The organism is Phycisphaerae bacterium (genome assembly GCA_035275405.1).
GTDB lineage: Bacteria > Planctomycetota > Phycisphaerae > UBA1845 > UTPLA1 > DATEMU01.
The window spans coordinates 20,739-34,429 of sequence record DATEMU010000002.1 but is presented as its reverse complement, the minus strand read 5'-3'; the positions used below and the strand labels follow the sequence as shown (position 1 = coordinate 34,429).

Sequence of the window (13,691 nt, the reverse complement as noted above, 5' to 3'; positions counted from 1 at the left end):
ACTAAATGCCTTTTAGATAAACCCCGATTCTGTTGCACCTGTTTCATGATGTACCTGACGGTTGTCGTTTTCATGACGGGGATATGGGCATGCCGGGATTCAACGCAACCGACCACGAGAGCCGCAAATGACAGCGAGCTCATATTAACTGATTCAAATGGAATAGTGCGAGAACGAACGGCGGACCCGAACCAAATCGGCAAGATTATCTCTCTATTAGACTCCGCACCGAGACACGCACGGGGGCACTGGAAGGAGTCCGACCTTCAAGCGAAGCTAACCATCAAAATGTCAGAGGGGCGCAAACGCCGTTTTGTATTTTTCAAACCCGATCAAGTTGTTGAGATGGGCGTGGAACCAAGAAATGCTTCCCGGGTAATGACCTTAGACGAAATCATGAAATTGCTGCGCAATGGATGAACGACAGTGAAAATGGGGTGAGGCCGCCTTCAAGCCGATCGCGGAGGGCGAACGACCTTACCAGCGGGAGACCGTACTGCGTCCGCGTCTGTTTCGCCGACGCCTGCGCACTCCCTTGGCCGCGCCGTGCTTGGGTGCGGGTCCGTGACCGTTCGAACTGCCGGGGCGCGATGGTTGATCGTGGCGACCCTGTCGGGCCGTGCCGCCGCGATTCGATTGCCCCTGCCGAGCGCCCGGCTTCCCGTGTGTAGCGCGGTCTTGTCGAGGTGCAGATCCGTTGTCACTTCGCGATCCGGATTGGCCGTGCGATGCGGCGTGAACCGGTTGCGGTCGGCGCGGCTGATGGCGCGGCGCGTGCTGCGGTCGGTCAGACACGTGGTGCGGAGCTGTCACCTTCGGATACTCCGGATGACCATCGCTGACCGCGAGCGTCTGGCGGATCAGCCGCTCAATCGACTTGAGGTGCGAGCGCTCTTCCGGGTCGCAGAACGAAACGGCGATGCCTGACGCGCCCGCGCGGGCCGTGCGGCCGATGCGGTGCACATAGGTCTCCGGTACGTTGGGCAGGTCGTAGTTCACCACGTGCGAGATATCGTCGATGTCCAGGCCGCGGGCGGCGATGTCGGTCGCGACGAGGACGCGGGTTCGGGCCGTCTTGAAATTGTCGATGGCCCGCTCGCGGGCGCTCTGGCTCTTATTGCCGTGGATCGCCTCGCTGGTGATCCCGGCCCGGTCGAGGTCGCGGACGACGCGATTGGCCCCGCTCTTCGTGCGGGTAAAGACCAGCGAGCGCGTGAATCGCTGGCTCCGCAGCAGGTGCGCCAGGAGCACGGGCTTGTTGCTCTTCTTCACGTGATAGACGGTCTGCTCGACGTTGTCGGCCGCGGCGGATTCCGGGGCGACCTGCACGCTGATGGGGTTGTTGAGAATGCTGTCGGCGAGCTTGCGGATGTCGCTCGGCATGGTGGCGGAGAAGAAGAGCGTCTGCCGCGCCTTGGGCACCTTGGCGACGATCTTGCGGATGTCGTGGATGAAGCCCATGTCCAACATGCGATCGGCCTCGTCCAGGACGAAGACCTCGACCGCGCGGAGATCGACGTGGCCCTGGTTCATCAGGTCGAGCAGCCGGCCGGGCGTGGCCACGAGGATGTCGACACCGGCGTGAAGGGCGTTGGTCTGCCGTTTCTGACCGACGCCGCCATAGATCACGAAGCCGCGCAGGTGCGTGTGGCGACCGTAGGCCTCAAAGCTTTCGCCGATCTGCGAGGCCAGCTCGCGCGTCGGCGAGAGGACGAGGGCGCGGATCGGCCGGACGCGGGCATGCGCGCCGTTGGTGTGGTGCAGGCGGTGCAGGATCGGCAGGGCAAAGGCCGCCGTCTTGCCGGTGCCGGTCTGGGCGCAGCCGAGCAGGTCGCGGCCCGTGAGGACCTGGGGGATGGCCATGATCTGGATGGGGGTGGGGGTGGTGTAGCCTTCGGCGCCGACGGCGCGAAGGAGGGGCTCGGCGAGCCCGAGTTCATCGAATTTCATTTCGTTTCCTGTGGAGCTGGGGGAGAAGTGGAAGGTGCCGTCGAATGTCCCGGACGTAAGACACGTCCTCATCAAGCCATCAGAACCAGGCGATCATCCAACGGCTTCCAGCCATGTTGAATTAAGGGACATCATAGGGCAAAGAGGGGCGGGTGTCCAGTCGAATGGAAACAGTAGGTTCCGCGTCATTATGTCGACGATGGCAAAATGGGCGAAAAAGCGTAGCAAGCATCATGCAGGAGCGGTTAAGGTACTGAAAATCCGCTGAACCATGGTAAGGTCACTTTACACATTTGTGCTCGTGAGCGCGACAGTTGTCTGGACCGGCTGCGCGTCACAACGACTGAGGTCCGCGTATTCAAGTATCGAGATTGGAAAGGCAGTTCCCGGGGATCTAAGATTGCCTGATGATGTTGCCTGGCAAAAGATCGACTCCGTCTGGCGCGTAAAACACGAGCCGAAACAGTCAACGGTACAGGGAATGGACGGGATCAATCTTCGCGTAAATGATGCAGGACTGGTTACAGCTAAATACTACTGGTGCCGCCAGGAGGAGTTCGTTTGGTTGCCCCTCTGGTTTATTCGTCGTGAGAAGGACCTGTGGGAACTCGATCTTGATCGGACATCGATCGCTACGACCAGCCCTAATGAAAGCAGAGCGTCCGATGAGTTCGACGCAATAGCAGCCGAGTGTCGGGAATTGTATGTCACAGATTCGGTATGGCACTCTAATCAGGGGCAGATTCCTCCCGAGGAGATAGTTCGCGTATTGAGAGAGCAGCACAAAGTGATCGACAAGAACCTGCGTTACGAGCAGGTGCGAGAATCTCGGATTTTTCCAGCCCTCGAAAAGACCATTTGGCGATTGCACTCGCCTGACGGGAAATGCGTGCGTATCAGCGCCGAAAGCGATGTCGATATCTCAATCGTTATTTGGGCTGGCGCCGGTTATGTGTATATGGCCACGCATGGCGGGAAGGTCCCTTAACTTACCTTAGTGACGCCAATCGGTTCACGACCTTCGGCACAATCTCCAGCGCGCGGTCGATTTCGTCGTCCGTCGTCTCGTGCGACAGGCTGAAGCGGATCGCCCCGTGGGCGGTGCGTTCGTCGATGCCCATGGCCTTGAGGACGTGGGAGGGTTCGAGGGAGCCGCTGCTGCAGGCCGAGCCGCTGGAGGCGCAGACGCCCTCTTCGCTCAGGGCGATCAGGATTGCCTCGGCCTCCAACGCTTCGAAGCCGATGTTGGTCGTGTTGGGCGTCCGCCGCTCGGGGTCGCCGATTACTTTTGCGAAATCCACCCTGTCCTGAATGCCGCGTTCGAGCCGGTCGCGCAAGGCGGCCACCTTGTCCATGCCGCCGGAGGCGAGGCGTTCGCGGGCGAGCTTCGCGGCCGCGCCGAAGCCGACGATGGCGGCGACGTTTTCCGTGCCGGGGCGGATGTCCCGCTCCTGATGACCGCCGACGAGCTGGTTGCGGAGGCGGACGCGCTTGGCGACGTAGAGGGCCCCGGCGCCCTTGGGGCCGTGGATCTTGTGGGCCGAGAGGCTGACGAGCTGCGCGCCGAGCGCAGCGACATCTAGCGGCAGCTTGCCGGTCGTTTGCACGGCGTCGACGTGCAGGGGAATGCCCCTGGAGGCGGTGAGTTTGGCGACCTCCTCGACCGGAAAGATCACGCCGGTTTCGTTGTTGGCGTGCATGACGCTGACGATGGCGGTGTCGTCGTCGAGGGCGGCGGCGAGGGCCGACAGGTCGAGGTGACCGGCGGTGTCGACGCCGACGAAGGTGACGCGATGGCCCTCGTTGGCCAGCCGTTCGCACAAGCTGTGCACCGCGACGTGCTCGACGGCGGTCGTGACGACGTGGCGCTTCGTCGGGTAGGCGGCGAGCGTCCCCAGGATCGCGAGGTTGTCGGCCTCAGTCCCGCCGCTGGTGAAGACGATCTGCCGGGGCTCCGCGCCGATCAGCGAGGCGACCTCACCGCGCGCGGTCTCGATCGCGTGGCGCGCGGCCTGGCCCATGCGGTGCAGGCTCGAGGCGTTGCCGTACTGCTCCTGCCAATAGGGCGTCATCGCCGCCGCGACTTCGTCCGCGACGCGCGTGGTCGAGTTGTTGTCGAGATAGATGGGCGTCACTAGCGGAATTATAGCCGAATGCAGTCACGGCCTCGCTGCTGCGAGACCGTGCCACCCGCTGTAGACGCCGGGCTCGGCTCAACCGAGGGAGAGCAGCCGCGGGCGGATGCTCTCCATCGATCAATTGACGCTACAATGCCGGGCAACGAGTATTCATCGGGAGCACCCTCCGCATTATGGCCCTCGAACACATCGCGGTCCGATCCGCCGCCGACAGCAAGACGGACATCCAGCGCGCCGCCGAGGCCCTCGCCGCGGGCGCGCTCGTCGCCTTCCCCACGGAGACGGTCTATGGGCTGGCGGCCAACGCGGCGAACGCCAAGAGCGTCGAGCGGCTGCGCGAGGTGAAGGGCCGCGCAGCACAGCAACCGTTCACGGTGCACATCGGCCGGCGCGAAGACAGCGCCAAGTTCGTGCCGCAGTTGTCGCCGCTAGCGCAGCGATTTATCCGCAAGGGCTGGCCGGGGCCGCTGACGCTCGTTCTGCCTGTTGATGATCCGTCAAAAGCCCCGGTACACCCGACTCTCAGCGCGCCGGGCCGTGAGGCGGTCTATGCGGACGGCACCGTGGGCTTGCGATTCCCCGACCATCCGATCGCGGTGGCGCTGCTCACGGCGATTGATGCCCCGATCATCGCGTCGAGCGCCAATCGCGCCGGTCAGGACCCGCCGCACGACGCCGACGCGGTTCGCAGCGCGCTGGGGGACGACATCGACTTGCTGCTGGACGCGGGCCAGAGCCGGTACAAGAAGGGCTCCACGATCGTGGCGGTCGATGGGTCGGGCTACCGGCTTCTGCGCGAAGGCGTCTGGGACGCGCGGACGATTCGCCGCTTTGCCACGCTCAACTTCCTCTTCGTGTGCACGGGGAACACCTGCCGGTCGCCGATGGCGGAAGGCATCTTCAGGCAAATGGTCGCGGAACGGCTGGGCTGCCAGGATTCCGACCTCCCCGAGCGCGGCATCCAGGTGCAGTCGGCGGGGACGATGGCCCTGGGCGGTGGCCCGGCGGCGCGGGAGGCGATCGAGGTGTGCCGCCGCCGCGGAATCGACATTTCGGGTCACCGGGCGCGGGGGCTGGCGATGGACTTAATTCACCCGGCCGACTACATTTACACGATGGGGGCGCATCACGTGGAAGTCGTGCGCTCCATCGCCCCGGCGGATGTCGCCAAGGCCGTCGCCCTGGACCCCGAAGAGGACATCGCCGACCCCATCGGCGGCACGATTGACGATTACGAGCGTGCGGCGGAAAAGATCGAGGCCGCCCTGCGCAAGCGGCTGGAAGAGGTGGCGCTATGAAGATCGCATTGGGAGCCGATCATCGCGGATTCAACGCCAAGGCCCACATCAAGGTCGTGCTCCAGGAACTGGGCGTGGAGATCACGGATTACGGCACCGATTCCACCAAGCCCACGGACTACCCCGACCCGGCGGGCGCGGCGGCTCGGGCGGTGCAATCCGGCGAATGTGAGCGGGGCGTGCTCTTCTGCGGGACCGGGATCGGCATGTCCATCACCGCGAACAAGCTGCACGGCATCCGCGCGGCGCTGTGCCATGACGAACTGACCGCCGAGATGGCCCGCCGACACAACGACGCGAACATCCTCTGCCTGCCCGCCGACCTGGTGGGCAACGCGCTCATGCGCCGCATCGTTGAGGTGTGGCTCAAGACGCCGTTTGAGGGCGGCCGGCACCAGACCCGCGTCGAGAAGATCTACGATATCGAACGGGCGCAGTGCGACGGAAAGCCGAAGTCGTAAAGCACCTTCGATCATCGTTCTTCCAGTTGAAACTCCGATTAGGTGGCAGAGTTGCGACCCTTCTGGCGGGGGATAGCACCGGCTAAGAACCGGTGCCACACAGGCCCGGTGTCGGCTATCATGTCCAATCTTCCGGGCACCAGTCCGGGGACTTGAATCGGTAGGGAACTCATGGCTGAACTGACCCCACGCGAGATTGTCGCCGCGCTCGATAAGTACATCATCGGGCAGACGGCGGCCAAGCGGTCCGTGGCAATTGCCATCCGCAATCGCTGGCGGCGGCTGCAACTGCCCGACGCCATGCGCGAGGAGGTCGGGCCCAAAAACATCCTCATGATGGGACCGACCGGCGTGGGCAAGACGGAGATCGCCCGGCGGATGGCGCACCTGGTCAACGCGCCGTTTCTCAAGGTGGAGGCGACGAAGTTTACCGAGGTGGGCTACGTCGGCCGCGACGTGGACTCGATGATCCGAGATCTGTTGGAGCTGGCCATCCAGATGGTGGAAAAGGAGCAGACGGAAGTCGTCCGCGAGAAGGCGCAGGAACAGGTGGAGGAGCGTCTGCTCGACGAACTTCTCCCTGCGACGGCGAGCGGGCCATCGGAGGAAACTGAGACCGACGCGGAGGCCCGGCGGCAGCGAACGCGGGAGAAGCTCCGCGCGCGATTGCGGGCGGGCGAGCTGGAAGACCGCATGATCGAGCTGCGGATCGAGCACAAGGTACCACCAATGGGGATGTTCGCGACGACGCTGGGACCGGATCAGTTGGGACCGGAGATTCAGGACTTGATGGAGCGGCTGGTCCCCAACCGGCAGAAGGACCGCAAGGTGACGATCCGCGAGGCGCGAAACGTGATCTTCGAGCAGGAGTGCGACAAGTTGATTGACCGGGAGAAGGTCGTGGAGATGTCCATCCGCCGGACGGAGAACACGGGGATCATCTTCATCGACGAGATGGACAAGCTCTGTGGCGGTCGCGGCGGGCACGGGCCCGAGGTCAGCCGCCAAGGCGTGCAGCGGGACCTGCTGCCGATCATCGAAGGTTCGACCGTCAACACGCGGCACGGCGTGGTGAGGACGGATCATATTTTGTTCGTGGCCGCCGGGGCGTTTCACTCGGCCAAGCCGAGCGATCTGATGCCGGAGTTGCAGGGACGGCTGCCGATCCGCGTGGAGTTGGACGACCTGACGAAGGCGGATTTCGTCCGCATCCTGACGGAGCCGGAGAATGCCCTGACCAAGCAGCAAGTCGCGCTGCTGGGGACGGAGGGCGTGCAGATACGCTTTACGCCGGACGCCGTCGAGACGATGGCGGGCCTGGCGAGCCAGGTGAATCAGAAGACAGAGAACATCGGGGCGCGGCGATTGAACACGATCATGGAGAAGGTGATGGAGGACCTGTCGTTCAAGGCGCCGGAGGTTTCCGGGAGCGAGGTGACGATCGACGCCGGGTACGTTAACAAGGCCTTGGCCGAGATCATCATGGATGAGGATCTGAGCAAGTTTATTTTGTGACACGATGGGCCCTGGGCGGCACGAAGGCGATCATCCTACGGAGGAAGGGCAGCAGGAGACGACCGCCTGCCCGTGGGCCCAAAGGGGGTTCTGGTAGCTCCTTGGGGGAGCTTGAGTTGTCATACATCCATGGCTAAGATGTAATACAGCGAGGAATCGTCCATGATGCATAGCGTACGGCTCGATCCCGAGCTGGAAGTCAAACTTGAAAAGGCCACGTCCCTGACCGGTCAGTCCGCCTCAGAGATTATCCGCGATGCCGTCCATCGCCGGTGCAGCGATCTTCTCGGCCAATCGTTGGAGAGACGATTAAGCGACGTGGTCGGGTCGGTTAAAGCCGGCGGGGATTCCAGGAAGAGCGGGCGCGCGTTTACGAAGGTCATTCGACGGAAGCGAGCGCGACGCCGATGATCCTGGTGGATGCCGGGCCGCTCGTTGCGATTATTGATCGCCGGGATCGCGATCATGTTCGGTGCGTATCGGCGCTGGCGGGATTGAGCGCACCGATGATCACGACCTGGGCCGCGTTCACCGAAGCCATGTACCTCCTGGGAGATCGGTCGGGCTGGGACGCCCAACGGAGATTGTGGCAGATCGTTCATCGAGGCGACCTTCAGTTGGCGCCCGTTGAGGGAGATTCGCTGGAACGCGCCGCGGAGTTGATGAAGCGATATCGCAACGTGCCCATGGACCTGGCGGACGCCACCCTGGTCGTGATTGCCGAACAGATGAAATTGAGGCGGGTCTTTACGTTGGACAAAGACTTTGATATCTACCGTTTGCCGGGACGGCAAACCTTCGAAGTGCTCCCCTGAATCGGGTTTGACCGGTCTCGAAACCTGACCATGCTCCAAATCGGCCCCATCCAACTCGACGCACCGTTCGTCCAAGCCGCGCTGTCCGGCTATAGCGACGCCGCCATGCGCCTGCTCGCTCGCGAGTACGGCTGTCCCTACACGATCAACGAGGTCGTGCTCGACAAGCTCGTGTCCGTCGGGGGAAAGCGAATGAAGCGGATGCTGGCCATTCCGCCGGGCGATCACCCAGTCGGCGGGCAGCTCATGGGCAGCGAGCCCGCGCAATTCGCCGAGGCGGCGGGGATGATGGTCGAGACGGGTTACGACGTCGTCGACATCAACTTCGGCTGTCCGGTGCGAAAGGTGCTGGGGCGATGTCGCGGGGGCTTTCTGCTCTCCGTACCGGAGCAGGCGCGGGAAATTATCCGCGCGGTGATCGATGCGGTCGGCGGCCACGTGCCGGTCACCCTCAAGATGCGCCGCGGGATGGACGACTCGGCGGAGAGCGAGCGAAACTTTTACTCGGTTCTCGATGCGGCGTCTGAATTGGGTGTGGCCGCCGTGACGGTTCATGGGCGGACGGTGCAGCAGCGCTATGTCGGGCCGAGCAATTGGGATTTTCTCGCGGCAGTCAAACGATATGCCGGAGATCGGACGATCCTTGGCAGCGGTGATCTTTTCAGTGCCGAGGATTGTGTGCGGATGCTCGGAGAAACTGGCGTCGACGGATGCTCGATCGCGCGTGGGGCGATCGGGAACCCGTTCATCTTTCGGGAGGTGCGGGCGCTACTGGCCGGTGAGCCGCTTCCGCCCGCGCCATCCATCGGCGACCAGAGAACGGCATTAGAGCGCCATTATTCACTGATGGCGGAACTGCACGGCGAGGCGATGGCCGGGCCGCTGCTGCGAAAGTTCGGCGTCCGGTATAGCGAACTGCACCCCTGCGCCCGCGACGTGAAGATGACCTTCCTCGCCGTCAAAACGCCGGCAGATTGGCAGGCGATGCTTGATCGCTGGTATGGCGAGGAGCGTCTTTACCCGCCCGTCCTCCGCCGTGAACGGCCCGAGGCGCTCATCGCGGCCGGGGCGGCGTGGGATTGTCAGGCGGCATCCGCGTAACGCATGGACTTTTTCCAGAATCTCTTTCTCGAAAGTCCGATTCGTCTCGGGGTTTTGACCCTGATCGTCCTGGCCGCTGCGCTCTACGCCCGACGGCGCTACATGGAGACCTTCGGCAAACACATTCTTCCGGCGGCGGCCGTTTTGCTGGCAGCGCTTTTCGCGATTCAGTACCTGGTTGTGACGGACCGCGAGGAAATCGAAAAGGCATTGGAGGAGTTCGTTGCGGCCATTGAGGCGAACGATTCGGCCCGTATCGACGCGGCGATCAGCGATGATTATTCCAGTGAGGCAATGGTCAAGCAGGACATTGTCGCCTTCATCGAGCGGACCCTCAGTCGGTTGAAGATTTATGACACCCGCTTTCACCGGCGAGATGTGACCGTGCAGGACGAGCCCGCGGAGATGATCGTCGCCGCGCGGGCAACGGTCAGCGTCGAGGGCGGCGTCGGCGAGATGCACTGGGGAAGTTGGCGGATCGACTGGCTTCGTGAAGGGGGCACGTGGCGGATCGTCGCGATACGTCCGATCATGCTCGATACACAGGAGATTTCGGGGATGAAGGGATTGCGAGGCGTCATCCCCTGAGCGCCCGTGCCATAGGATCGCGACGATTGCATCGAGGGGACGATTAGTGTTATGATGGGATCGTTCGCAGGGCCGGGAAACAGATATCTTTTCAGTAGGGGCCAACATGGTACCGCGCTGCGTCATCCTGGGATGGGCCGTAGCAATCGCGTTGGTTGGGTCTGTGCAGGCCCAGCTCTCGCCGGGCGACATGAACTGCGACGGTGTGGCGGATGGGCTCGACATCGCCCCGTTCGTCGATTGCCTCCTTACCGGCAATTGCCCGCCCTGCGGTTCCTGTTGCGCTGGGGACGGCACGTGCACGGGAACGACGCAGGCGGGGTGCGCAGGAACGTGGACGCTCGGCGGAACGTGCAGCCCCAATCCCTGCGGGGCCCGCTGCTGTTTCGGCAACGGGACGTGCGCGATCCAAATGGAGGCCGATTGCGTTGCGCAAGGTGGTTGTTTTGGGGGAACGGGAACCACCTGTGCACCGAATCCGTGCATCAATCGGAATACTAATCCGCTTTGCAATAGTTTCACCGACCTTGGCTCGCTCAGCGGCGACACCGGCGCCCAGAGCACCGGAGTTTCTAGTCCGGGGACGGAAAGTTGGTATCGCGTACAGATACGCGAAGATAGTGATACTCCTGTGTATATAAGCGCCTGGGTTGACCTTCAATCGGGCCCGAATAATAACTACGACCTCTATATTTATTGCATCTCATGTGGCGGGTCATTTGCCGGGAGTTCCACGAACGGTACCGGCGTGCTCGACAGGGTCGAGATTGCATGGGCCGATGACTGGGGGCACGAAGATACCGGGAACATCTTAATCGAAGTGCGTTGGCAAAATGGTGCTTGCGGTGGATACGATCTCGACGTGTACGGCAATCAGGTCGCGAGCGTTACCACCTGCAATCCATAGTTCGTCCCCGCATTCGGCGGTCTTCCTCTGCGTGAAGCCGCCCATCTACCACGCATCTGAAAACGTCCAACTCTGCATCTGCGCAAGCAGAGGGATGTCCGTCAAATTGAACTGAATCGGCGTGATGCTTACGTAGCCTTCCCGCACCGCGTGCAGATCCGTCTCCATCCGATCGTCGGTCTCACCGAAATCCCCGGCGAGCCAATAGTATTCTCCGCCGTTGGGGTCGGTGCGTTTCTCGATACGATCCTCGGGGATCTGGATCGATTGCGGCACGACGTGGATGCCGCGCGGCCAGTCGGGCTTGAGTTCGGGGATATTGATGTTGCACACCTGACCGGGAGAAAGTCCTTTGGCGACGATCTGGTCGATCACGCTCTTGGCGATCTTGGCCGCGGCGGCGAAGTCCATGTCGCGGTAGAGCTTGAGGGAAACGGCGATCGCGGGCAGGCCCTGGATCGCGCCTTCGACCGCGGCGGCGACGGTTCCTGAATAAATCGCGTGGATGCCGGTATTGAGACCGGCGTTGATGCCGGAGACGACGAGGTCGGGCCGCTGGGGGAGCAGCGCGCCGACTGCCAGTTTCACGCAGTCGGCCGGCGTGCCATCGACGCTGGTGCCGTGGAAGACTTCCGCGACGTGGACGCGCCGCCACATGACCGGGCGGCGTATCGTAATGGAGTGTGACCCGCCGGACTGGACCGCCTCGGGCGCGACGACGTCGACGTCGGCATCCTCGGCGAGCGCGCGGTACATCGCCATCAAACCCGGCGCGAAGATTCCGTCATCGTTGGAAAGTAGGATTCTCATTTGTCGAATTGTACGGCCCGCGCCACGGCCCTACAATTCAACGGTACGCATCCGTCGGCGCTGTTGAGGCCGCCGACGCGAGCCTCCATCCGCGATACTGCCATGGGTTTTTTCAATACACAGAGCGATCCGGTGCCGGGCCGGGCGCGCGGCAGCCGCGTGTCTCCCGAAATGGCCGCCGCGTGCGCCTCGCTCGGCCTCGCCCTCTTCACCGCACTGGCGTTCAGCCCGGTCCTGACCGCCGGACTGGTCACGCCGGGCGATGCGGACGCGCTGCGGGCAGGCCGCGCCGACTCACGGTCGTGGCGCGCGGCCGGGCGGGTGTTTGCACGGTTTGAGAGACCGGAGGGGACGGGAGGATACTATCGCCCGCTGACCGCCCTTTCGTTTGCAAGCGATGCGCGATTGGCGCGGGACCCCGTGGCCGGCGTTTTTCAATCGCACCTCACCAACCTTCTTCTGCACGTAATCAACGCGGCGCTTTTGTTCACATTACTGCGGCGACTGACCTTGCTATGGAGGGGGGAAGGAAGGGGCGTCGATGACCGGCAGCAGGCCGCAACATGGGTCTGGCCGGCGCTGCTCGCGTTGATCTTCGCCCTGCATCCACTGCAGGTTGAATCCGTCGCGTGGCTGGCGCAGCGCATGACGGTCCTGGCGACGTTCTTTTCGCTCCTGGCGATTCTGGCGTACGTTCGGTATCGCACGACGGGTAGGGTCGCATGGCTCGTTTATACGAGCGCGGTGTGCATGGCCGCCGTTTTGTCCAAGCCCACGTTCCTGGGGCTCCCGGTGTTTCTCCTGGTTCTGGACCTTTGGCTGCCCGGACGGCGCCCGCGCAGGCCCCTGCTGACCGGATTGCCGTTTTTCCTGATCCTGGCGATAACCGCCGGGATTCAATTCGCGATCTTCTCGAAGACGCCGACGGCGGCTGCCGATATCCCGCCGCCGATGGAGCTGTTCTGCACGACGATGGCGTCTTTTATTCAGCGGATGATCTGGCCGGTCGGCCTGCTTCCGATGAACCCGTTTGATGCATGGGGCTCGACGTCGCATGTTGTCATTTGGCGCGACCTGGCGATGTCGTCGCTGTTGATCGTGCTTCCAATCTGGGCGTTTTTTCGCAGCCGCGGACTTTTTGTTGCAGTTGTAGGCGGGCTCTTGTTCGTCTGCCCCGCTTTCCTCGACGCGCCGTTCTCGGAGCAGCGCCTGGGAGATCATCACCTTTATCCCGTTCTGATTCCGGGTCTCCTGGTGGCCGCCGTGTGCCTGGCCGGGCCGCGCGCCGGACTTCGAGCCCCAATCCCCCGATGCGCGGCGCTGGGATTGACGGCGCTTTTGGGGATCCTGGCCGTCACCACCTATTCCCAGACGTTTCAGTGGCAAGACGGGCGAGAGTTGCATTACGAGATTGTGAAGAAACACCCGCAATGGGCCCCCGGCTACATCGGACTCATTGAATCGCTCGTAGAGGACAACGAGCTGGACGAGGCGGTGGCGTACGCGAAAAAGGCGGTCGCGATCGCGCCGAATAATCCTTCGACACAATTTTACCTGGGTACCGCCCTCCTGCTGCAAACCGGCGGCCGGGCGGCAGAGGCGATTATTCCGCTCCGCAAGGCGCTGGAGTCCAATCCGCAGTGGATCGAGTGCCTGCAAAACCTGGGCGTCGCGCTGGCGCGGAGTGGTCAGTACGACAAGGCGATTGAATACCTGGAACGCGCCCGCGATGCGCAGCCGAATTCGGCGGGAATCCGCCTGGGGCTGGGAAACGCCTATCTCAAGGTACGGAGGGCCTCGTCCGCGCGGCGCGAGCTTCAGGAAGCGCTGCGCCTGAATAACGATTCGGTGACGCACTTATCCCTCGCAATGGCGTGGGCGGCCAACGATGCGCCGGACCGGGCCCGGCGGCATCTGGAGGCGGCCATCGCCAAGGACCCGCGCATGGCCGCCCGGGCCGCGGTCAGCGAGGAACTGCTGCGGTTCCGCGATGAGCCCGGCTTCGAGAACCTGTTCGATTCGACGGCGGACCCCGGCGAACTGCCGCCGGGCGAAGTGGAAATGCCCGCCGCACGGAACACGCGCGGCTCCTGACGAGCGCCCTTCCG

Annotated in this window: 13 protein-coding genes; 10 read left to right on the top strand and 3 right to left on the bottom strand. The window is 63.1% G+C overall.

Going from position 1 to position 13,691, the window contains the following annotated elements:
* Window positions 1–477: 477 nt before the first annotated feature.
* Complete coding sequence (locus VJZ71_01485) at window positions 478–1,950, bottom strand: DEAD/DEAH box helicase (protein ID HKQ46722.1); 1,473 nt, start codon at window positions 1,948–1,950, stop codon at window positions 478–480.
* Between the two features lie 400 nt (window positions 1,951–2,350).
* Here VJZ71_01485 and VJZ71_01480 point away from each other — a divergent pair, with 400 nt between their 5' ends.
* Entirely contained in the window at window positions 2,351–2,938 is a 588-nt protein-coding gene (locus tag VJZ71_01480) for a hypothetical protein (GenBank protein ID HKQ46721.1), read from the top strand.
* A gap of 1 nt (window position 2,939) precedes the next feature.
* Here VJZ71_01480 and VJZ71_01475 read toward each other — a convergent pair whose 3' ends face one another.
* Window positions 2,940–4,085: an aminotransferase class V-fold PLP-dependent enzyme gene (locus tag VJZ71_01475; GenBank protein HKQ46720.1), complete on the bottom strand. Its 1,146-nt coding sequence runs from the start codon at window positions 4,083–4,085 to the stop codon at window positions 2,940–2,942.
* Between the two features lie 176 nt (window positions 4,086–4,261).
* On the opposite strand from VJZ71_01475, the gene VJZ71_01470 reads away from it, so the two are divergent.
* The 8 genes from VJZ71_01470 to VJZ71_01435 all read left to right on the top strand — a co-directional run bounded on the left by VJZ71_01470 (window position 4,262) and on the right by VJZ71_01435 (window position 10,773).
* The gene (locus tag VJZ71_01470; protein ID HKQ46719.1) at window positions 4,262–5,386 is read left to right on the top strand and encodes an L-threonylcarbamoyladenylate synthase; all 1,125 of its coding nucleotides are present in this window, start codon (window positions 4,262–4,264) and stop codon (window positions 5,384–5,386) included.
* The gene (rpiB, locus tag VJZ71_01465) at window positions 5,383–5,847 is read left to right on the top strand and encodes a ribose 5-phosphate isomerase B (protein ID HKQ46718.1); all 465 of its coding nucleotides are present in this window, start codon (window positions 5,383–5,385) and stop codon (window positions 5,845–5,847) included. Before VJZ71_01470 ends, rpiB begins: the two co-directional genes overlap by 4 nt.
* Window positions 5,848–6,018: 171 nt before the next feature.
* The gene (hslU, locus tag VJZ71_01460) at window positions 6,019–7,362 is read left to right on the top strand and encodes an ATP-dependent protease ATPase subunit HslU (protein ID HKQ46717.1); all 1,344 of its coding nucleotides are present in this window, start codon (window positions 6,019–6,021) and stop codon (window positions 7,360–7,362) included.
* 162 nt (window positions 7,363–7,524) lie between these two features.
* Window positions 7,525–7,773, top strand: a complete 249-nt coding sequence (locus tag VJZ71_01455; GenBank protein ID HKQ46716.1) for a hypothetical protein — start codon at window positions 7,525–7,527, stop codon at window positions 7,771–7,773.
* Complete coding sequence (locus tag VJZ71_01450) at window positions 7,770–8,177, top strand: PIN domain-containing protein (protein ID HKQ46715.1); 408 nt, start codon at window positions 7,770–7,772, stop codon at window positions 8,175–8,177. Before VJZ71_01455 ends, VJZ71_01450 begins: the two co-directional genes overlap by 4 nt.
* Before the next feature lie 30 nt (window positions 8,178–8,207).
* Complete coding sequence (locus tag VJZ71_01445; protein ID HKQ46714.1) at window positions 8,208–9,278, top strand: tRNA-dihydrouridine synthase; 1,071 nt, start codon at window positions 8,208–8,210, stop codon at window positions 9,276–9,278.
* A 3-nt stretch (window positions 9,279–9,281) separates the two neighbouring features.
* Window positions 9,282–9,866: a nuclear transport factor 2 family protein gene (locus tag VJZ71_01440; GenBank protein ID HKQ46713.1), complete on the top strand. Its 585-nt coding sequence runs from the start codon at window positions 9,282–9,284 to the stop codon at window positions 9,864–9,866.
* Window positions 9,867–9,972: 106 nt separating this feature from the next.
* Window positions 9,973–10,773, top strand: a complete 801-nt coding sequence (locus VJZ71_01435; protein ID HKQ46712.1) for a hypothetical protein — start codon at window positions 9,973–9,975, stop codon at window positions 10,771–10,773.
* A gap of 45 nt (window positions 10,774–10,818) precedes the next feature.
* On the opposite strand, the gene surE is transcribed toward VJZ71_01435, so the two are convergent.
* A complete protein-coding gene (gene surE / locus VJZ71_01430) occupies window positions 10,819–11,583 on the bottom strand; it encodes a 5'/3'-nucleotidase SurE (protein ID HKQ46711.1) in 765 nt (254 codons plus the stop codon).
* Here surE and VJZ71_01425 point away from each other — a divergent pair, their 5' ends adjacent.
* A complete protein-coding gene (locus tag VJZ71_01425) occupies window positions 11,584–13,677 on the top strand; it encodes a tetratricopeptide repeat protein (GenBank protein ID HKQ46710.1) in 2,094 nt (697 codons plus the stop codon).
* Window positions 13,678–13,691: the final 14 nt, after the last annotated feature.